Consider the following 22,335-nt stretch of genomic DNA (forward strand, 5'->3'; position numbering starts at 1 on the left):
GGAAACAAGTTAACTCAGTCGGACTATCGAAAAATAGTTGAAATAAGAATTAGAAAAACTGCCGGCGGCTCCATTACCAAGCGTTTCTGATAGAACTGAAATAGTTCCACTTACTCCATAATCGGCCATTTGTACCAGCCAGGATATTTCAACCGGGTTACTGGATAAGTCCAGGTGACGATAAACACCATCCAATACCAGGGCCCCGGTCGGCAGGTTGAGAAGAACAAAACCGGCGTGGCTTATTGTTAGTGCTCCACTGAGCGTTATCTTGTAGACGCCACCATGAAAAATGCCGGTGATGCTTGAAATATTTCCGGCAGCGGGGAAGCTGTATCCCTGGGAAATAGTATTTTGAAAGCTTCGTGACATACCTTCCGCATTGGAGACATTTACGGGATACTCAAAATAATAAGGCGTCGTAAGCCCGTTACATACAATGCCCGATAATGTATTATACTGCCCTGCTCCTTTAAATTGCGCCACACTCTCATAATAGGAAAAATTACAGTCAGAAAGAGATATATTGTTATTATTATTCGCGCATAACATTCCTACCTGTGTACCTGTTGTAGACCCCGTAAATCTGCAGGAAGAAATGGCTATCTCATGAGACATGGGCTGGATATTAACAGATATTCCTGATTGTGCCTGGAAATAACAGTTGCTGACGGATGATCTGAAAAGTTTCGGAGCAGCGGGAGCCACGGGTGTATAGCTGATGCCTTTGTTAAAGAACCAGCAGTTGTTGAACAATACACCCTCATTCTTTATTCCATATTCCATACGTATATTCTGATCCCTGTTGGTAGCATCAAAATAACAGGAGGTGAACATGCCAATGAACAGGTCAGTGATCCACAAATTAACCGGGAACAAATAGAACATCGTATTGGAAACAGACAGCCCTTCAGGTATTTGCGGAGAACTTGCAGGGTTAGCTTCTACTTTTAATCCGAAGTCGCTTGCAGTACTGCTGTCAGAAACAATAAAGCAGTTATCTATGTTAACTTCTGCTGTTCTGTCGTAGTAATAGATACCCGATTTGGAATAAAATTCACATGAAATCAGGTTTATTTTCCGTGCATTGGTGAGCTTCAGGCTTAGCGCGCATTGGGTTACCCTCAAAAAAGTGAGATCGCATGCCTTTGCTGTTGAATTATACGAATTGGAATAATTACCGGTTATTTCAATGGCAGTATTGTTTCCATTGCCAGTAATAGAAAGCCCCGTAATTTCTATCCTCTCGGATGAAGGTAGAACAGACAGAATAGGATTGGCCGTGGAAGAAATAACCGCCCCTTTGCCACATAAATGCTTGTTGGATGGTATGACTACTGTATTGGTCGTTGTGAAAGTTTTATCTTCCAGTATTACCATGTCGGAGAGAGATAATGCAGCGGTCAGAGAAGAGGAGCAATCAATTCCGTCTTTAACGCCAAACCATCTTAAATCAATGAATGTGGTATAAGACCTTTTCCATCTGCCGGTGGCCGGAGCCCCCGTGAAGATAGTGCCACCATTGTGCGTTTCAGTAGAAAGGCTATCCCAGTAGAATGTCCCTCCTCCATTGTCTCCCGGGGAGTAGTAACTTAAGACTTCATAGATTTCATTTGAAACAGGAGAAGTAATAGCCTGCAGCGCCGCTATGTTTTGAATGATCATGGGATAATTATTAAGGTTAACAAATAATACTATAAAGAACAATTATAATTACGGGAAGCGTAATGTATCTGCGTAGCCAATTAGCTGGCTAATGAGATGTTCGTTTTTATGCTATATGATTTTCTTTTCAGCTCGCGGCTTCCGGCACAGTAGCGGCACGCGGTTGCGGCTTAGTATGGCTCATTGCTGCTACTTTCCGGATAGCCGGTAGCGATTTACAGCTCGCCCCAGAAAAGCACAAAAAGAGCCATCAACCCTTGTTTCAGCAGCGCTGCCCTCAACAATTTCACCGCAGTTTGCTGCTGGTTAAGTACTGTTTTAGTATTGATACGAAGCATCTTCGCCACCTCTGCAGTGTCTCTCCCTTCAAAGTAGATCATTGTAAAAACTTCCGCGCAGCCTTTCGGAAGTAAGTTAATCTGCTCATTTACCGCAGCAATTACCCTGGCCCGGGCCTGCTCCACATCCGACTGCCAGTCGTAATCATCTCCCATCAGCTGAAGTTCATTCAGGGAAAGCTGTCCCAGCCAACGGAAGCTGGCATGGCGCGTGGCAAAAAAAAGATGATTTTTTAAGTGCAGGAAAGTATCAAAGCGTTTGGGTTGTTCAACGGTTTTTGCAAGAATATCTGAAGCGATATCTTTCGCTGCTGCTGCGTCATTAACTAACTTAAAGGCATAGTAACTAAGCTGCCCAAAAAAATTCAGACAAATATGTTCCAATGCCTTTGGATCTCCATCTTGAATAAGCGTGAGCAGCGCCTGTTCTTCTATAAGTGTAGTGGCCGGCAATTTTCCTGTTTGATTTTCCTATCGCGCAAACTAAAATAAAAATTTCATAATCTCTAGTTTTTAGCGGTGGGAGAGAGAATAAATGCCCGGCACTTTCATTTTATATCTGGTTAAAAAAGGTACTGAACGATTGCTCCGTTGGCAGGCCTATCTTTTTCCTTATCCGGTACCGGCTTACTTCTACACCCCTTACCGTAATATTCAGCAGCTGCGATATTTCCTTTGTAGTCAGATTCAGTTTAATATAAGCGCATACCTTTAAATCAGAGGTGGTCAGCTGCGGGTATTGTTTTTTTAATTTGTTCAGGAAATCATCATTCAACTCATCAAAATGAGCGGCAAACACTTCCCAGTTGGCATTGATCTTTTCGGCATCTTTAATAAGGTCAGTGATACTTTTAATATCATTTGTTTCACTGAGGCGGGATACCCGTTCTTTTATTTTGGTTAAGGTATCCGATTTCTCCATCAGGTGCATACTGGTGTTGGCCAGTTCTTTTTTCTTCAGTAATACTTCCTGCTCCAGTTTTTCGTTTTGAAGCTTGATGATCTCCTTTTCATTTTTTTCCAGCTCCAGGTGATGGATATATTTGAGCTTCTTCTGTTCTTCTTCAAACTTTTGTTGTTGCAGCAGCAGCTTATATTTCAGGTACCTGCGTATCATAAATACCAGGCCGGCTAAAACAGCTATATAGCCAAGTATTGCCCAGGTGGTTTTATACCAGGGCGCCTTTATAATAAAGGTATAAGACATTACCGGGGACTCATTATGCTGGTAGTCACGCGCTTTTACTTTAAAAGTGTATCTGCCGTTCGACAGGTTCGTATAGTCCTTTTCGGTTTTACTATCCCAGGAAGACCAGTCATTATCATACCCTTCCAGTTGATAGCTGTATGTAATATTTTGCTGGAAATCATATACCGGAGAGCTGTACTCAAAATGAAAAGCGTTGGAAGCTGATGATAACTCCGGTATTTCCCTGTTGCTGCCTTCGGCAGCAGTGGCAGGATACCCGCCCTGGTAGCCACCGTAGATGGTGCTATCGGTTTTACCGGTGATCTTCACTATTCCCAGCCGTACAGTAATACGCTGCTGGGTGGAGGTATATCGCTGATAGTCGAGATGGATCAATCCTTTTTCTGAGCCAATAAATACATTCTCCCGGTTATAGGGATAAATGTTTTCAAACTTCGGAAGGAGCTGGCCGGCCAGCTCCGGAAAATAAGTGACCTTAGGCATACCTGCCGTGTCGGCAGCAGAAAAATGCACCACTCCCGTTCCTTTCTCATTACAGAACCATATGTTACCTTCTTTGTCTTCCGTCAGGTACCGTACTTTCATATTGCCAAAAACGGCAGAAAGAAACCTGGAAGGTGAAAATTTTTGAGAGGACGGGTTAAACTCGTAAAGCCCCCCGGCGGTAGCAAAGATGATTTGATTTTTTATTTTGAAAACAAAGTTATTTAAGGTAGAAGGAAGGCCATCGCTGGCAGTGTATAGATGGAAGGAATATTTTTTCCTGTCCTGCGATAAGCTCACCCGGTAAACGCCCCGATAGGGATGAGAAGCCCAGATATCCCCATTGGTATCCAGGGCCATAAAGCGGTAAGAGTCGGGAGTGCCTTCTATTTTACCTTCATCATGAAAACTATTGCCTTCATACCGGAGCCGTTTCAGACCATAATAAGTACCTACTATGATATCCTGCACAGGATAAACGGAAGAAAGCGGAAGGAAGTACCAGCTGCCTGCATCCCCGGAAAGCTGCCTGGCTTCCGTTCCTGTTATGTCGTAACTCCCGTTGTCATTGCCAAGCAGTAAATGCCCGTTCATCTCCGCAAGATTCCAGGCTTCGCGGTTCTCTGTATTTTTTACCAGGGAAAAATCATCCCTGGTAACATGTATATCATTATTGTTGGTCACCGGAGCGCTGTACAGCCCGTTGGAAGTGGCTACATATAACCTGTTATTGAATATGGAAGTGGAATAGCCGGGAAGGTTGTTAGCTTTGCCCACCTGCAGGTACCGGATGGCGGAGTTGTAGTTGATATAACTGATGCCACTGTTGAGCCCTGTCCATAAATTATTGCTGGCATCTTTAAACACGCTGAGGGCATTGTTGTTCTGAAGGCCCTGGTCGTTGGAATAGCTTTGCCACACATTACTCCTTATATTAACTACCTGGCATCCACCGGAAGAGGTGGCCAGCATCAGTTCCGTATCATTGATCTTCGCCGCAGCGTTGATGTAGAGATGATGGGGAGGATTACAAGACGCTGTACTGATCGAGCCGTTGTGCAGCAGGAAGATACCGTTTGTACGGCTCACGATGAAGATGCTGTCTTTGCCCATTGGAATGATGCCTGCAATGTATATGCCTGCCAGTTTCTTTCCTTCTGTAACAGGCGCCCACTGGTTTTTATCAAAATGTAATAGCCCTTCCATGCGGTCTGAAGCATAAATATGCTCCCCGGCACGCCCTATGAAAAGCCATTGCGAATTGGAAGGGTATACCCGGATCGATTTACCGTTATACTCAAAGATGCGGCTATCGGCCTGGAAAAAGATCCTGCCCCCCATGATGGCGATATGCCATATATCAGCAAATTTTTTGTGTTGCTCAGGGATATTATCTTTTAAAGAAGTGTAAGTCAGTATACCATTTGCATCAGGAGAGAAGTACCCTATCTCATCCTGCCCGCCCACATAAATTTTCCCGTCGTCACTCACAGCAAGCGACCATATGACAGTACTGTTGGGTAATGGGTACAGCTTCCAGTGACTTCCGTCAAAACTCAGCAGCCCTTCATTGTTGGCAAAATACATTACTCCCTGCTTATCTTGTCCCATGTCCCAGTTCTGACTGCCACCATGATAATTAAACTTGGTGTAGTTGACAACCGCCGGAAGGCCACATCCGTTTTGCGCAGAAACGGTATCAGCGCATGTTGGCAACAACCCGGAAAAAAGCAGTATATTAAGTAAGATCCTATTCATATTACATTCCCCAATCCACTGATGTAGTAGTATTGTAGTAGTGTCTTTTACTATAAAAATAGGCATTTACGGCAAATGACGTAGTATTGTTGGGGTAGTTTCCCAACATTTAATGATAAGCCCGCCTACATTTGTCATTCCACGAATCCACGTATCAGGAACAACCAAAAAATAAATTTTACGTATGAAAAAGAAGTTCTTCAGCGTTTTTATCCTCTTTGTAATCTCTATTGCCGGCCATTTTACCACCAATGCTCAAAACAGAACTGTAAAGGGTACTGTAACAGATGACAAAAACGCCCCTGTCATTGGAGCCTCTATAGGTGTAAAAGGTACGGTTATAGGTACACTGACAAATGAAAGCGGCGCATTCACGCTTTCCGTGCCCCCCGGTGCAGATTCAATCGCAGTGTCGGCAATTGGTTTTGCAAACCGGGTGGTTGCCATCTCCGGCAGCGTATTGAATATCCAGCTGGAAACTTCCAGGACCAGCCTGGATGAAGTAATAGTGGTAGGTTACGGTACACAAAAGAAAGGGGACCTCACCGCCCCGGTTACCACTGTTAACACAGAGAACATGCTTAAACGTACTACTGCCAGCCCTATGGAGGCGCTGCAGGGAAGCGTTGCCGGTGTACAGGTAGTCACCAGCGGAGCCCCCGGCAGCTCCCCGAATGTACGCATCAGGGGAGTAGGATCGTTTAACAACGAAAATCCATTGTATGTAGTGGATGGCATGTTTGTAAATGACATCAGTTTCCTGAACCCCAACGACATTGCCGATATGTCTATCCTGAAGGATGCATCCGGCGCCGCCATTTACGGGGTGCGCGCCGCCAACGGCGTAGTACTGATCACCACGAAGAAAGGGAAAGCCAATATGAAGACCCGTGTAACCTATAACGGCTACGTAGGCGTTCAGAAACCAACAAACGTCCTTAAAATGGCTAACGGGAAACAGTATACGGAGTTCTCACTTCAGCGAAGATCTGTGGCCGACAGCGGTACGGTGTTATTGTCGTCTGAAAGGTTCGGTGGCAGCGGGCTTAATCCCACTACCAGTACCGATTGGTATGATGTGATCTTGAGAAAAAGCGCTATGATGACCAACCACGGTATTGACGTGCAGGGGGGAAGCGACAAGGTAACCTACTCAATGGGCTTAAACTACACCTACCAGAACGGTATCCTGAATGCGCTGAATAACTTTACAAGATATAACGGCCGCTTGCAACTGGAAGCCAGGGCGTTTAGCTGGTTGAAATTAGGTTTCTCCACCATCTTCAATAACTCGGTCACTTATAGCCCCAATAATGGCGCTTTCCTGGATGCTTACACGGCTTCCCCGTTGTTCCCGGTGTACGACGATGCCAATGTAAATGCTTTCCCGGTGAAGTTCACTGCCGCTTCTGTGATTGGAAGGTCTGATGATAAAAACCCGATGGCCTCTGCCTATTATAATTACGACCGTTCAAAGGCTTTCCAGATCTTACCAACGTTATATGGCGAAGCCAGTTTCTGGGAAAATAAGCTCACCTTCAGGTCCCAGTTAAGCCAGATCTACGGTTCCCTGCTGGGAACAAACTATATGCCCCAGCGGAACCTGGGCCCCGGCGCAGGTGTTACCGTGTCGCACCTGAAATCCATCCAGGAAAGAACTACCAATTATATACTGGATAACCTGCTTACCTATAAGGATGGGAAAGGCCTGCATCACTGGAGCCTGTTACTGGGACAATCAACCAGGGAAGAGCGGTGGCGCCAGACAAGGACCGAAGCAGATAACATACCCAATGTGGAAGAATCGTGGTATGCCGGCCAGGGAACACCCAATGCGGCTTACTACGGGGAAAATGGTACCCGTAACGCGGGTATTTCCTACTTTACGCGTGGTACCTATGATTACGACAATAAATACCTGCTCACCGCCACCTTCCGCGCAGACGGAAGCTCGAAGTACCAGACCAAATGGGGCTATTTCCCTTCCGTGGGGCTGGGATGGGTGCTGAGCAAGGAAGCATTTATGAAGGACCAGAAGATCTTTGATTTCCTGAAACTGAGAGGTAGCTGGGGTAAGCTTGGAAACGACGGCGTAAATGCCAACGCAGGTTACGCCATTGTAAAAACAGGCAACAGCACTTCCGCTGTTTTTGGCAGCACTGCCAATGCCAACGGGGAATATATCCCGGGCTATTCTGTCAACAGGTTCTATACAGATATCACCTGGGAAGTAGTAACAGAGTGGGATGGAGGTATTGATTTTGAAATGCTGAAAGGGAGATTAAAAGGCTCTGTCGACTACTACAACAGGAAAACCACCCAGGCTGCTTTCTCCCGGCCATTCCCCTTCACTTATACCACCATTTATGGTAACTGGGCGGATATGGAGAACAGTGGCTGGGACGTAGCACTGAGCTGGAACGATAAAATCGGTGACTTCGGATACCAGGTAGGCGCAAATATGTCGACCCTGAAAAATAAAGTCACCAACTTAGGAACACTCCCCAGTTCCACCAGCGGTTTCCCTGAGTGGACAGCGGAATTTCCAAACCGTATCCTCGTAGGACAACCCATCAACTACTTCTATGGCTATGAATTCACAGGCATCTACCAAACCCCCGAAGAAGTGAGCGGCGACCCGGTGGCGGCGCATTATAACCAAACAGCTACTTCACCGATCGTTCCGGGTTTTCCCAAGTATAAAGATCAGAACGGGGATGGCGTGCTGGATGATAAAGACCGTATCAACATGGGAAGTTATCTGCCCAAAGTTACCTATGGTTTTAATATAGCGCTTAACTACAAAAAGTTTGATTTCAGCGTGGCGTTCCAGGGCGTGTCCGGAAACAAAATATTCAATCTCAACCGCGGACGGCTTTATAAAGCCTCCACTTCGCTGAACCTGGATGAAAAGTTTGCCTCCAACCTGTGGACAGGCCCCGGGTCAACAAATGCCTATCCTTCTGCCTATGCACTTGGGCAGGGCTGGTTTAAGGTGAGCAATTCCTTCTTCGTGGAAAGCGGCGCTTACCTGCGCGTACAGAACATTCAGCTGGGCTATAACTTTAATATAGGCAAGGAATCGCCAATTGCCATGAGAGTATTTGCCACTGCCGACAGGCCCTTCCTGTTTACCAAATACAATGGCTTTACACCGGAAGTTGGCACCAATACCTCTTTTGGCTACTCCGTGTCCGGTTATGATGCGAACGTTTACCCGGTTTCTTCTACCTACAGCTTAGGTGTAAGAGCCACCTTTTAGGAAAGGCTATCGTTAAAGGGCCTACGAAAATGTTGATTGATAATTTAAAAAAGAAAATATGAGATTCTATATATCCATTTTGCTCATCGCAACGGCTTTATTTTCCGGATGCTCCAAATTCCTGGACCGCCCGCTGGAAAATCAGCCCCAGGCAACTACCATCGATTATACTGATTTATCTTTAATGTACCAGCCGGTGTCTGGTGTATACAGAACCGCTGCCAGCGGCACTTTCGGGAAATGGATCAGCGTTGCTATCCGGTCGTCGCGCAGTGATGATATTGAACCGGGAAATGATGATGCAGGACAGGTAGGCATCCACAATTTTCAAACCGATGTAACCGTAAAAAGTTACTGGGGTATCAACGATATGTGGATCAGTATGTACTCCGTAGTGCTGGGCGCAAACAGCGCACTGGCGGAGCTGGATAAATTCGGGAAAAATATCCCGGCCGGTGATGCGGACAAAACCAAACTGCTGGCAAGATACCAGGCGGAGGTCCGCTTCTTCAGGGCGCTTGCACAGTTCTGGCTTTGCAGAAGCTATGGAGCAGTGCCTATCCTGGGCATAGAAAGTAACGACCCCGCCAACCTGGGCGGCGTTGGCAAGAGCAGTGTGGAAGACGTAAATAAATATGTCATTTCCGAAATGGATTTCTGTATTGCGAACCTGGAAGATGCCCGTCCCAATGCAGCGGCGCATGTTGGCGGCGTTACCAAATACACTGCGCTCATGCTGAAAGCCAAAGCTGCCATGGACCTGGCAGGAAATAATAATGGCAGCACTTACTGGGACGTAGTACTGGATTGTACCAACCAGATTGTGAACAGTGGCAAATTCTCCCTGTTCAGCAATTACTACCAGCTGTTTAAAAAGCCAGGTAAATTGTGCGATGAATCTATCCTCGAACTGCAATATTCCGATTTTGGAAAATCTACCGGAGATATTGTAATTTCCGGTGGCCCGGGCGAAGAATGGGGTAACTTCTTTTTCTTCCAGGGCCCAGAAAATACCTACAGCCCTGTGATCACAGGCCCGGGCTGGATGGTGCCCACACAAAAGGCAGTTGACTTCCTGAAATCCCGTAATGATAGCGTCCGTTTAAAAATGGCTATCCAGTATTGCGGTATTAATGGCGCGCCTGGTACCTATTCCGTAACGCCGGATGGGGATACTATCTCCGGCAATGCATCCAGGAAGAAATATTTCAATGGCAAATCCTATACGCCGCGTTCGCAAATGACGGCAGACAGGATTGATTATTATGGCGCAAATAATAACATCCGGATCATGCGTTATGCGGAAGTGCTGTTGATGAATGCGGAAGCAAAGATCCGTAAAGGACAAAGCGGGGATGCCCAGGTGAACTTAGTGAGGAACCGGGTAAAGCTGGCATCCATCACTAATGTAACCCTGCAGCAGCTGCTGGATGAACGCCATGCAGAACTGATCTGTGAATGGTGGGGAGAAAGATTCAACGACCTGCTGAGAACCGATCAGGCAGCCACTGTGCTTCCTGGTTTTATAAAAGGAAGAAGTGAATATATCCCGATTCCACAGGCACAGGAAGACGTAAATCCAAGGCTTAAATAATTTAATGAGCATATGATGAAAAGAAGTATTTATTGTCTCGTTTTAACATGGGTGGGATGTTGCTTTATCGCAACTTCCCACGCCCAGTCCATTAAACGGCATACGAAATGGAAGCTGACCTGGAGCGATGAATTTAATAACGATGGATTGCCGGACAGCGCCAGGTGGGGGTATCAGACCGGAAGATCCGGATGGGGAAATAATGAGCTGCAGTTTTACACCAGTGCAGATACCAGCAATACGAAAGTGGAAAACGGTATACTATCTATTACCGCCAGAAATGGCGGCAGTGGCGATCATCAGTACACATCGGCGAGGATGACCACAAAGAACAAGGGCGACTGGCAATACGGGAAGCTGGAAGTAAGAGCAAAGCTGCCTAAGGGCAGGGGCCTCTGGCCCGCTATCTGGATGCTGCCAACAGACAATGAATACGGGGGCTGGCCTGAAAGCGGGGAGATTGATGTGATGGAACATGTGGGATATATGAAAGACAGCATCTTCGGAAGCCTGCACAGCAAAACCTATAATCATGTTATCGGCACACAGAAAACAAAAGGTGTTTACATTAAAGATCCTTATAAGAAATTTCATGTGTATGCAATAGAATGGACCCCTGATAATATCACCTTCCTGCTCAACGGGAAGGTGTATTACCAGGTGACTAATGAGCACAAAGGCCATGAAGGGTGGCCTTTTGACAGGAGATTCTATTTGTTGCTGAACGTGGCTGTGGGCGGCAACTGGGGCGGCAAGGAAGGTATTGATGAAACAGTGTTCCCCGCTGCTATGCAGGTGGATTATGTAAGAATGTATGAATGGGTGCAGTAGCATCCCTGTAAAAATTTCAAAGTATATCAGGCTATATTTTTATTGAATCACTTTAAGGTTAAAGTATGAAACGCGTAAAAGTTGCCATATTAGGAGCGGGGTTTATTGCCGACATCCACCTGGAAAGTTATACAAGGTTTGTTCCCGAAGCAGAAATAGTAGCGGTATATGCAAGAAATGCCGATAGGGCAAAAACCTTTGCAGACAGGCATCATATTGCCCAACACTTTTCTTCTGTGGATGAGTTGCTCAGTAGTACAGCTATTGATGTGGTGGATATTTGTCTTCCCAACTTTATGCACAGGGATATAACACTAAAAGCTGCGGCAGCAGGGAAACATATTATTATCGAAAAACCTTTGGCGGTTACATTGGAAGAAGCAGATGAAATGATTGCCGCCTGCGAAGTTGCCGGAGTAAAATTAATGTATGCAGAAGAGCTTTGCTTTGCTCCGAAATATGAGCGCGCCCGGAAACTGGTGGAAGAAGGAGCGGTAGGCGAGGTATATATGCTAAAACAATCGGAAAAACATTCCGGCCCTCATTCCGACTGGTTTTATGATGTCAGTCAATCCGGCGGTGGCGTATTGATGGATATGGGATGCCATGGCATCGCCTGGTTCCGGTGGATGTTGAAGAACAGCAAGGCGGTAAGTGTTACCGCATCGATGAAAACTGTGCTCCACAAGGGAAGAACCATGGGAGAAGATAACTCGATCGTGATCATAGAATTTGAAAACGGCGTAACAGGCGTAGTGGAAAATTCATGGGCCAAGCAGGGAGGGATGGACGACCGCAGTGAAATTCATGGATTAGACGGCGTGGCCTATGCGGATCTGTTTACCGGCAACTCTGTGCTGGCCTATAGCAAAAATGGCTATGGCTATGCCATGGAGAAAACAGATACTACTATAGGGTGGAGCTTTTGCATATTCGAAGAAGCCTTTAACCAGGGCTATCCCCAGGAATTAAAGCACTTTATAGATTGTGTGCAGCATAACCGGGAACCACTGGTAACGGGGAAAGACGGCAGGGATGTGCTGGAAATTATCTATGCTGCCTACGCATCTGCGGGGCAGGGCAAAAAAATAATGCTTCCCTTTCATCAGAAAGTAGAAAAGCCGGTTGATTTATGGCTGCATCCATCTTCCAACACTAAATACCAGATGCGTGAGAATAGTAATTTATCCAACATATGAGGCGCTTTCAGCAAAAGCAGCGGCACATGTAATGCAGTTGATGGCTGCCTCTGATCAGCCACTGCTATGCCCTGCATCCGGCGATACGCCAGCGGGTTTATTCAAGGCTATGGCTAATACGTACCGGCCATCACAGTACGCCGGTTGGAGTTTTGTAGGATTGGATGAATGGGTAGGGTTAAACGGTGCGGATGAGGGAAGCTGCCGGTATTCTATCAACAGGGACCTGTTCCGGCCGCTGGGGATCTCTGAAAATAACATCTGTTTTTTTGATGGCCGTTCAACGGATCTTCCCGGAGAATGTTTGAGGGCAGAGCAGTTTATCCGTGAGAAGAACGGGATAGATGTAGCTATCCTGGGCGTGGGGATGAATGGACATGTTGCTATGAATGAGCCGGGGAGTGCAATTGATAGCAGAACCCGGGTAGTAACATTGCACCCGGTAACAAAGAAAGTGGGACAAAAATATTTCAATCAGCCACAGGTGTTGGATGAAGGGATCACTTTAGGAATAGGCACGCTCCTGGAAAGCAGGCATATCATTTTAATGGTAAGCGGTAAGCACAAGGCCGTGATTGTGCAAAAAATGCTGGAGCAGCCCGCCACGAATGAACTGCCGGCAAGCCTGTTGCTGCAGCATCCGTCGGTGACCCTTTTCCTGGATGCGGATGCAGCTGTTTGTTTGTCGAACAGGGAAATGAATAACAATCAGTAAAATTTTTATGTATGGCAGATAGTAAAGATGTTGTTACGCAGTTTGATGCCATTGTAGTTGGTAGCGGCATCAGTGGTGGCTGGGCGGCGAAAGAGTTGTGTGAAAAAGGATTAAAAACACTGGTATTGGAACGGGGAAGGAATGTGGAGCATGTCAAAGATTATCCCACCGCGAATACGCCGGTTTGGGAATTTCCCTATAGAGGCGCAGTGCCCCTAAAGGATCTGGCTAAGAACCCTTATATCAGCAGGGCTGCAGGTTATGACGATAGCACCCGGCATTTTTTTGTAAAAGATGCTGATCATCCTTATATACAGGAGAAACCTTTTGAATGGATACGCGGGTACCAGGTGGGCGGAAAATCGCTGATATGGGGCAGGGCCTGTGCGCGCTGGAGTGAAATGGATTTTACCGCTCCGCACCGCTATGGATATGGGATTGAGTGGCCTGTGGGATACCAGGATATTGCTCCCTGGTACAGTCATGTAGAAAAATTTATCGGCGTTTGCGGAAATAAGGAAGGCATCCCCACTATGCCGGACGGGGAATTCCTGCCTGCATTTGAACTGAATTGTGTAGAGCAGCATTTACAAGAGGTGCTGGCCGGTAAATTTGACCGTCACTATGTATCCGGCAGGTGGGCCCAGGTAACCAAACCAGCCGATATTCATAAAGAGCAGCATCGCCAGTGTTTGAGCCGCAATCTTTGTATGCGGGGCTGCCCGTTTGGCGGCTACTTCAGCTCAAATGCGTCTACACTTCCCTGGGCGGAAAAGACGGGGAACCTGACCATACGGCCGTTTTCCGTGGTACATTCTGTTATTTATGATGAGCAATCCGGTAAGGCAACAGGCGTAAAAGTGATTGATGCCAAAACAAAAGAAGCGATGGAGTTTCATGCAAAAATTATTTTCCTTAATGCCTCCGCTTTAAACACCAATCTGGTTTTGCTGAACTCTACTTCCAGGCGTTTTCCAAATGGATTGGGGAACGACAATGGCCTGCTGGGAAAATATATCTGTTTTCATAATTACAGGGCGGGCATGAGCGGTGAGTTTGATGGTTTTGAAGATAAGTATTACAAAGTATCAAAACCGGCAGAGTGTATTATTCCCAACTTCAGGAATGTATATGAGAAAGATACAGATTTTGTAGGGGGATATGTGATTTTCAGCGCCGCTTACCGCGAGAAGTTAAGCGATAAAAACATGCCCGCTGCATTGGGCGCTGATTTTAAAGAAGCTATCAGCAAGCCTGGGAAATGGGGCGCGTATATGTATATGCAGGGAGAAACCATTCCAAAGGAAAGTAATCATGTGCGGCTCAGCAAAGACAAAAAAGATGAATGGGGAATTCCTTTGCTGATCACTTCTGTAGATTATGATGACAACGACGAAAGAATGGTAAAGGATTTTATTGAACAGGGAAAGGCCATGCTTACCGCCGCCGGCGCCAGGAATATTGTAGTAACGGATAATCACCAGCCACCCGGACTGGATATACATGAAATGGGAGGAGTGCGTATGGGTAAAGATCCTGCTACTTCCTTACTGAATGAATGGAACCAATTGCATCATTGTAAAAATGTGTTTGTTACGGATGGCGCCTGTATGACAAGCACAGGCAACCAGAGCCCTTCTATTCTTTATATGTCATTAACCGCAAGAGCTGCCAGCTATGCAGTAGAGCAGCTAAAAAAAGGAGCGTTGTAAATGGACCGCAGAGAACTGATCAAAACAATCGCCGTGCTTACCGGGGCTGCATTTGTTGGCGGAGAATTATTTCTTTCCGGGTGTAAGGAAGCTAAGGAACCGCTTTTCAGCACAGGTGATATTGCCTTCCTGGATGAAGTGGCGGAAACCATTATCCCCCGTACCAATACGCCGGGAGCAAAGGATGCTGCTGTAGGTAAATTCATTGGCTTTTATGCCGCCGGTTGTTATGACAACGGGCAACAACAAATGCTGAAGCAGGGGATTACGCATTTAAACGATGCTTCAAAGAAGGAATTTAAAACAGGTTTTGTGCAACTTTCTGCGGAACAAAAACAATCCCTGCTTACTATTATTGATAAACAAGCCAGGAATCAGCATACGCCGTCGCATTACTTTACACTGATGAAGCAGCTGACCCTGTTAGGTTTCTTTACCTCCGAAGCCGGGGCCACACAGGTATTGCGCTTCCTGCCGGTACCGGGAACTTACGAAGGATGTATTGATTACAACGGGGAAACAGCATGGAGCTGAGTAATGAAGCCGGCGATACTTACTCTTCTATCACCATGGTTCCCTGCTGTTTCAGCTGTTCCAGCGCATCTTTCATTGCCTTGATTTGCTCCGGTGAATGCCTTTGCCATACCGTAACCTCACCCACAACTTTAAACGGATGGATGGAGCGGTACGACATGGTAGGATTACCCGGAAATTTTTTATTGGTTACGTTAGGATCATCTTCCAGGGCGCCTGTTGCTTCTACCAGGTATATTCTTTCACGACCTTCTCCCGAAGCAAGCTCAGCTCCCCATACCGCTGCATTCAGGGTAGCAGAGAGGTAAATGTGTTTTAATTGCCGGTCCACAAAATTGGAAGTATAACCGGTAGCGATAAGATCCCCGATTTTTAAATCCGCTTTGGTGCCATGAAAGAACGTTTGGGCGAAAGCGTTCTGAATGGGTGTTTGAGTGTCGTTCATAGTATTATTGTTCTTGATGGATCGTTTCTATTTTATGGTTCATTATCTCTATGGCAGTGAGAAAATACCGCTCTAAAACTTTTAATTCTTCTGATGAAAATGTAGCCAACTGTTTTTCAGTGCTATGCTGAAAATCTTCATAAAGGGGCTTAAACAGCTTTGTTATTTTTTCTGTATCCGGTACGATGATCACCTTCCTGCGGTCGGTTTTATCCGGTTGCCGTTTTACCAGTTTTTTCTTCTCAAAGCGATCTATTAAGCTGGTAACCGCACCGGTGGTAAGGCCCGTTATAGTGGAAAACTCCCCGGCTGTCATTTCCCCCTGCTGGAGTAAGAAGCCTAAATATTTATGATCAGTGCCGGACATGCCCGCTTTCCTGCCAATGGCTTCGTGCATTTGGATAGACGTATACGCCAATTGCTGGCTGAGTTTCCTTAGCTTCCTGATTTCTTCTTTACCGGGCATATATCTTGATTATTAATTATCTTGATTGTAAAGATAAATAATAAATGCACAGTCTCCCAAAAAAAATTGAAAATTTATTTGCGGATAGGGGTATGAAGAAAGCTATGGTTTTAAACAGTTACATGTAATTCAATATCTACCACAGTACCAGGCCCATTGTCTCTCTTTTTGAATTCCAGTGTTCCATTCAGATACGCTACCCGGTTTCTGATATTAGTGATGCCTATACCTTTTTGGAGATCTGTCTGCTCAAAATCAAATCCTTTGCCATCATCTTCAAGGGTAATTAGAAAGATCTCATTATCCTGGCTGCATTGAAGCATTACATTTCTGGCGGCGGCATGTTTCACTACATTGGATAATAGTTCCTGCACAATACGGTATATGGAAAGTTGCTCTTCCATGGGTAGCTGCGGATGTATGTTCAGGCATTGCAGGTCTATTGACAGGCCGGATGACATCAACGATTCACACAGCTCTTTCAGGGAGGCTTCCAGGCCGTATCGCAGCAGGATGGAAGGCATCATATTATGCGCAATGCGGCGTAATTCTCCTACGGAGCTGTCTAATTGTTTCATGGTATTCATCAGTCGCGGATCAGGTTCCCTTTCTTTGTCAGAAGCAATATGGGAAAGATTGAGCTTTACGCCGGCCAGCATACTGCCCAATCCGTCGTGAAGGTCGCGGGCTACCCTGTTCCGCTCTTCTTCCTGGCCCTGGAGCATTGCCTGGGCTATTTTAATCTGCTGTTGCAGGTTAACATCCTTTAATTCCTGGATATGGCTGAGTTTTAACTGCTGTGAAAGTTTCCGGTTATTCCGGTAAAAAAGCCATCCAAAGCTGGCTACTATTAAAAAGAAGATACTGGCAGATATCAATAACCAATTCATTAACCGGCTGCTTTTTACGGCCGATTGTGCTTTTTCATTGATCAGGCTCAGTTCGGCTATTTCCCTTTTATTTTCTGCATAACGGAATTTGGATTCCAGTTCATTGATCTGGTCTTTCAGACGTACATTACTGAGGCTGTCCAGCAACGTTCCATAGGCCTTCTGCCATTTATAGGCGGATGTCATATCTCCCATCTGGGCGAATATTTCAGCCAGTTCGTAATAATGAATCAGCCTGTTTTGATTGAATAAAGAAGTGGGTGCTTCTACGATCTGCAGCAGTACCTCTTTTGCGGGTTTTAGCTGCCCCATTTCTTTAAGCGTTTTAAATTTCAGGAACATAACGCTTTCTGTCCTGTAGGCCCAGGTTTTCTTCTTAGCGGCAGCCAATGCCGTATCCAGTGCGGCTAACGATTGCTGGTATTTCCGGGTCTTCCTGTAATAAATCCCCTGGTTTTTGTAGAATTCTATTTCCGGAAGGCTCCCGGGGGTCAGAAGGGGCCTGGAGGTATTTATCAGCTTTAATGCTTTATCCAGTTTATCTTCATACAGTAAATTCGATGTTGCGTCTATATAGGTATTGGCTTCCGTGAGGGGAGGCTGCGGCATAGCGTTTAAAATACCAATGGCTTTATCATAATAGGTTTCCGCTTTATCATATTGCCATTGATTACAGAAAATAAGCCCTACATCTGCGTAGTTCCTCGACAGCAACAGCTTGTCGCCCGACTTTATAGTAGCCGGAATTACTTTTTCGGTTAAGATGGTAAGAAAGGATTTATCATCGTCGGCATTCAGCAATAATGAGCCGTAGTTCCGCCATGCCCTTGCTTTAAAATACCAGGCTTCTGTATGGGTATAGGGATCCAGTAAGGCGGTGCATTTAAGATAAGATTCCTTTGCCCTTGCAGGATCGGTATCATAATAATATTGCCCGGCATAAAAATTATAGAGGCCCAGCAGATAGTTGTTTTTACCACTGTATTTTTTGCCCGTTTCCAGGTATAGCTTTGATTGGGTGGTGTCGGTGGAAGACCATTCATCTGACAACAGGAACCCGGCCCTGGCCTTTATGCTGTCCGGGTTGGCAGGAGCTGTTATCAGGGCAGCCAGGCTATCCCGGTAATGCTTACCGGGGTGCTGCGCAGCACAAGGCAGGTAAAGTACAAGCAACAGGAAAATGACCCGGGACATCATTTTTTAACGGCAAGTTTACATTTTTTATTGCAATAATTTATTTAATACCTGGCATTCTGCCGGGCGACAATATTTTCCAGCACTTCATAAGGGTATATGCTGCGACCAGTGTTATTAAGCATATATCATCCTGTTAAAATCAATGTGACCATGCGAATAGAAAGTATGTTCTGCTATGCCATTAATATATGGAAAGCAGTGGTGACCATCATATGCCTGCTCCTTTTCCCCTTATTGTTATTAGGAATGATTATTCTCAGAATAGGTAACAGGAAGTAGATCAGGCACTATATTTTTTATCAAAAGTCAGTTTATCATCAATGTCAGTCAAGCAGCGATACAACTCAAAAAAGGTCCGGGAATACCTGGATTTTTTTCAGCAACCGGATGGCTCCAGGCTACATATCAGCGGCGGTAAAAATGGAATAACGGCAAGCAATAGCGATGGTCAAATATACGAGGTGGGTACCTGGTACCATCTGAAGAACATACCTCATACTTTCGATCAGGTTGTACTGGAAAATATGCTGGGAAGAAGCGATGATATTCAGCTGTTGCTTGAACAACTCCGACCACTGATCCACCGGCGCACGCTCATCATCGTTACAGAATATAATATGGTATGGAATGCGGCTATCCGGCTGCATAGATGGTTGTCCGGAAAAGAAGAAGCAACCGTATCAAACTGGCTTTCACACAGCGACGTAAAAAACTTATTCAGCCTTGAAGGTATGGAAGTTTTCCGGCATACGCGTAAGATACTGCTCCCTTTTAATATCCCGTTTCTCAGTATCTTTTTTAACAAGGTGGTAGCTAATATGCCGCTGTTGAATCACCTTTGCCTCAATCACTTTTATTTCGCGCGTTTTCTCTCCGATGAACCCGCAGGGGAACCGGCTCAATATTCTGTTAGTATCATAATTCCTGCGCGGAATGAGGCTGGTAATATAGAGAATATACTCAATCGTATTCCATTGTTTGGTTCAAGGCAGGAGATCATTTTTATTGAGGGTAATTCGTCCGACAATACCTGGGGACAGATGCTGTATGTGCAGCAAAAGTATCAGCAGCATAATATCATCGTCTTACGGCAAACCGGTAAGGGTAAAGGGAATGCCGTACGGGAAGCCTTCCGCCAGGCCAGCGGAGATATCCTCATGATCCTGGATGCCGATATCTCTGTAGAACCGGAAGATCTTCCAAAATTCTATGATGCGCTAGCAAAACGGAGAGGAGATTTTATCAATGGTTGCCGCCTCGTTTATAAAATGGAAGAAAATGCCATGAGGGGCTTTAATTTAATTGGCAATAAGGTTTTTTCCCGTTTATTTTCCTGGCTGCTGCATCAGCCGATTAAAGATACCTTATGTGGCACCAAAGTGCTGTTAAGATCTCATTACCTGGCATTGGAGAAAAACCGGTCTTACTTCGGCAATTTCGATCCCTTCGGTGATTTTGACCTGCTGTTCGGCGCTTACAAACTCGGCTTGAAGATCATTGATCTGCCCGTTAGCTATAAAGCAAGAAGGTATGGCACTACCAATATTTCCCGCTGGAAGCATGGATGGATCCTTCTGAAAATGTGGGCATTTGCTGTGGTGAAAATAAAGTTCAATCCATGAAAAAAATGACGCTTCAGCATTGGTGCCTCATTGCCTGTTTAGCAACCTGTTGCCTGATGCTTGTAATGCTGTTTGATGTTAAGATGACAGAAGGCGGCGACGACAGCACCTATGTGGAAGGTGCTTTTTACTTTCTCAAGGAAGGCCGGCTGCCTGGCTATCAGGGACCTTTATATCCTATTGTGCTCAGCCCTGTTATCTTTTTTTTGGGTATCAACCTGGTAATATTGAAGCTCAGTTCCGCCTTGTTCCTGCTACTTTTCCTGTTTGTCTTCTACAAGCTTTACAGTGAAGTGATGAGCGCCGGTGTACTGTTGCTCATTATCAGCTGGTGTGCTGTTAATTCACACCTGTTATATTATGGCTACCAGCTTTACTCCGAGGCGTTCTTTTTATTGCTGATGGTAACTACCTTATTTTTTTTCAACCGTGCGTTCATTATACCCGGCAGGTATCCGCTGATCCGGAAGCACCTGTTGCTGGCCCTGCTGTTGTTAAGTTGTTTGCTTACCAGAACCGCGGGCGCATTTTGCATAGTGGGTTTTGTACTTTATTTCATTGCCTACAGGCAATGGAAGCATCTTCTCTGTAATACCGGTGCTGTTGGCGTGGTATTCATTTTATATTTTACCTGTAAGAAGATAATTTGGCCAGCTACCGAAGGGGTACATTTTAAAACCCAGTTATTGTCGTTGATGCAAAAGGATTTCTATGATCCGTCGAAAGGATACGAAAACCTCCCGGGTATACTGCAGCGCCTCGTAGAAAATAGTCATGAATACCTCTCGTATCACTGTATAAATATATTGGGTTTTCTGCGCGATACTGATTTTCACACCAACGCCATACTCACCTTTTTTTGTTGTGCGCTGTTGGGATGGGCCCTCTGGCGCCACTACCGGCATAACCAGCTGTTGTTCCTTACAGGCCTGATGGTGTTTTCGGGTTGCATCGTTTCCTTCCTGGCATTACAGGCCAGCTGGAACCAGGAACGTATTATCCTGATCCATGTACCATTTATCCTCATTGTACTGACCGGTGCACTGGAAAGATGGCGTCTGGCGGGCATCAAAGCAGGTATACCTGTTGCCTGTATTGTACTGGCTTTTTCCACTGCCGTTAATCTCAAAACAACGTTGTCAAAAATAGATGAACATAGCCAGGAAAGGAGCAATAACCTGTTGGGTGATCTGCTGTATGGTTATACCCCCGATGTCAGGAATTATATAGCAGCTGCAAGGTGGTGTGCACAAAACATCAGCGGCGATTCCGCATTTGCCTGCCGGAAACCATCTATCGCTTTTATCTTTTCCGGGGTTCCTAATTTCGGTATCTACCAGGTTCCCGCTGTTACGGAAAGTATTTTAGCTGACAGTTGCCGGGATAACCGCCAAACGCCTATAATGGCAGACCTCTCAGAGATATTATCTGATGTAAACTCCTTCAGGGAGCTGAATAATAGCTTCGGCAGGTATATTTATGCCGTTGTACCTTTTCGTATCAATGAAGCCAATAGCAGAACGGGGGTAATATACAGGATTCCCAATGAGCTGAAAAGTACCTTTGCTGCAAAGCTGAAAACCTATGCCATTCGCAGTCAGCCAGACATCCCTGGTATTCTCGCCGGTTTTAGAAAAGCGCATTACGAGTATGCCATTTATCCGGTGGATCTTTTGAAGGAAGAGCTGGTACAACATAAGGTGTCGCACATGATATTAGCCAGCCTGCGCCTGGCGCCAGGGCAGAACACCGGGCATATCATCAGCACTTTGCATTTGTATGCTTTTTATCTGAGCCTGAAGTATCCGGATATGTTTATACCTGCTAAAATCATTGGAGACGCAGAACCGGCAATTGTTTACAAGATCCGCTATCCTGCGGAGTAGGGCATTACCTGAGAAGGAAATACAGGCCGGCCCGGAAGCCGATCCAGATTTTGTTATTGGAGACCGACTGATCGCTGTAACTATTGCTGATGGTATATATTGGTTTTATCAGGTAGTAATTGTTCTCTATCTCCTGCCTGGGAAAAATCATATTTTCCGGAGCTGTTTTTTCCCCGTTCAGGTAATAGGTGGTGTGCAACAGGTTTAACACCGGGCCGAAACGCAGGCACAGTCGTTTATTCAGCCCTTTCTCCGCCTGAAGCTCCAAACGCGACAGTCGCCCTTTTACGCCAATATTGGAATTGGCCAGGGTATCAGCTGCCGCCGGGTAATCTTTTGCTAACGATCCGGTAGTAACGTCAATGCACATACGCCATTGGCCGGATAACCGGATTGAAGTGCCCAATCCATAAGAAAAACCGCTGACATGGAAATTTGTATTCCATCTGCCGGTAGCGTAAAGCCAGGGGAAGCCTGCGTTAATACCCGGGCTGAAATAAAAGGCGTCATCAGCTGCAATGCCGGTTG

16 protein-coding genes are annotated in these 22,335 nt (G+C 45.7%); 9 read left to right on the forward strand and 7 right to left on the reverse strand.

Going from position 1 to position 22,335, the window contains the following annotated elements; genetic code table 11:
- Positions 1–9 precede the first annotated feature (9 nt).
- The 3 genes from VIM72_RS10545 to VIM72_RS10555 form a co-directional block, all read right to left on the reverse strand.
- On the reverse strand, positions 10–1,665 hold the full coding sequence (locus VIM72_RS10545) for a hypothetical protein (RefSeq protein WP_332002796.1): 1,656 nt from the start codon (positions 1,663–1,665) through the stop codon (positions 10–12).
- A 215-nt stretch (positions 1,666–1,880) separates the two neighbouring features.
- Complete coding sequence (locus tag VIM72_RS10550; RefSeq protein ID WP_332002797.1) at positions 1,881–2,456, reverse strand: RNA polymerase sigma factor; 576 nt, start codon at positions 2,454–2,456, stop codon at positions 1,881–1,883.
- Positions 2,457–2,556: 100 nt separating this feature from the next.
- The gene (locus VIM72_RS10555; protein WP_332002798.1) at positions 2,557–5,307 is read right to left on the reverse strand and encodes a ligand-binding sensor domain-containing protein; all 2,751 of its coding nucleotides are present in this window, start codon (positions 5,305–5,307) and stop codon (positions 2,557–2,559) included.
- A gap of 331 nt (positions 5,308–5,638) precedes the next feature.
- Between VIM72_RS10555 and VIM72_RS10560 the strand changes: the two genes are divergently transcribed.
- From VIM72_RS10560 to VIM72_RS10590, 7 genes are all read left to right on the forward strand, one after another.
- Positions 5,639–8,716, forward strand: coding sequence for a TonB-dependent receptor (locus VIM72_RS10560; protein ID WP_332002799.1), 3,078 nt, complete (start codon positions 5,639–5,641; stop codon positions 8,714–8,716).
- Between the two features lie 58 nt (positions 8,717–8,774).
- Positions 8,775–10,310, forward strand: coding sequence for a RagB/SusD family nutrient uptake outer membrane protein (locus tag VIM72_RS10565; RefSeq protein WP_332002800.1), 1,536 nt, complete (start codon positions 8,775–8,777; stop codon positions 10,308–10,310).
- 12 nt (positions 10,311–10,322) lie between these two features.
- On the forward strand, positions 10,323–11,141 hold the full coding sequence (locus VIM72_RS10570) for a glycoside hydrolase family 16 protein (RefSeq protein WP_332002801.1): 819 nt from the start codon (positions 10,323–10,325) through the stop codon (positions 11,139–11,141).
- A gap of 65 nt (positions 11,142–11,206) precedes the next feature.
- Complete coding sequence (locus VIM72_RS10575; protein WP_332002802.1) at positions 11,207–12,340, forward strand: Gfo/Idh/MocA family oxidoreductase; 1,134 nt, start codon at positions 11,207–11,209, stop codon at positions 12,338–12,340.
- Positions 12,312–13,055: a glucosamine-6-phosphate deaminase gene (locus tag VIM72_RS10580; protein WP_332002803.1), complete on the forward strand. Its 744-nt coding sequence runs from the start codon at positions 12,312–12,314 to the stop codon at positions 13,053–13,055. Before VIM72_RS10575 ends, VIM72_RS10580 begins: the two co-directional genes overlap by 29 nt.
- An 11-nt stretch (positions 13,056–13,066) precedes the next feature.
- Positions 13,067–14,767 carry a GMC family oxidoreductase gene (locus VIM72_RS10585; RefSeq protein ID WP_332002804.1) on the forward strand — a complete coding sequence of 567 codons (1,701 nt, stop codon included), beginning with the start codon at positions 13,067–13,069 and terminating at the stop codon, positions 14,765–14,767.
- A complete protein-coding gene (locus VIM72_RS10590) occupies positions 14,768–15,301 on the forward strand; it encodes a gluconate 2-dehydrogenase subunit 3 family protein (protein WP_332002805.1) in 534 nt (177 codons plus the stop codon).
- Positions 15,302–15,320: 19 nt separating this feature from the next.
- Here the strand turns inward: VIM72_RS10590 and arr are convergent, their stop codons facing one another.
- The 3 genes from arr to VIM72_RS10605 all read right to left on the reverse strand — a co-directional run bounded on the left by arr (position 15,321) and on the right by VIM72_RS10605 (position 18,299).
- Complete coding sequence (arr, locus tag VIM72_RS10595; protein ID WP_332002806.1) at positions 15,321–15,746, reverse strand: NAD(+)--rifampin ADP-ribosyltransferase; 426 nt, start codon at positions 15,744–15,746, stop codon at positions 15,321–15,323.
- 4 nt (positions 15,747–15,750) lie between these two features.
- Complete coding sequence (locus VIM72_RS10600; protein WP_332002807.1) at positions 15,751–16,212, reverse strand: MarR family winged helix-turn-helix transcriptional regulator; 462 nt, start codon at positions 16,210–16,212, stop codon at positions 15,751–15,753.
- Between the two features lie 110 nt (positions 16,213–16,322).
- Entirely contained in the window at positions 16,323–18,299 is a 1,977-nt protein-coding gene (locus VIM72_RS10605; protein WP_332002808.1) for a sensor histidine kinase, read from the reverse strand.
- A gap of 320 nt (positions 18,300–18,619) precedes the next feature.
- On the opposite strand from VIM72_RS10605, the gene VIM72_RS10610 reads away from it, so the two are divergent.
- Together VIM72_RS10610 and VIM72_RS10615 are read left to right on the forward strand one after the other, a co-directional pair.
- The gene (locus VIM72_RS10610) at positions 18,620–19,921 is read left to right on the forward strand and encodes a glycosyltransferase family 2 protein (RefSeq protein WP_332002809.1); all 1,302 of its coding nucleotides are present in this window, start codon (positions 18,620–18,622) and stop codon (positions 19,919–19,921) included.
- Positions 19,918–21,807, forward strand: a complete 1,890-nt coding sequence (locus VIM72_RS10615) for a hypothetical protein (protein WP_332002810.1) — start codon at positions 19,918–19,920, stop codon at positions 21,805–21,807. Before VIM72_RS10610 ends, VIM72_RS10615 begins: the two co-directional genes overlap by 4 nt.
- A gap of 4 nt (positions 21,808–21,811) precedes the next feature.
- On the opposite strand, the gene VIM72_RS10620 is transcribed toward VIM72_RS10615, so the two are convergent.
- On the reverse strand, positions 21,812–22,335 hold a 524-nt coding region (locus VIM72_RS10620), incomplete at its 5' end, for a hypothetical protein (RefSeq protein ID WP_332002811.1).

The organism is Chitinophaga sp. (genome assembly GCF_036569185.1).
Lineage (GTDB): Bacteria > Bacteroidota > Bacteroidia > Chitinophagales > Chitinophagaceae > Chitinophaga.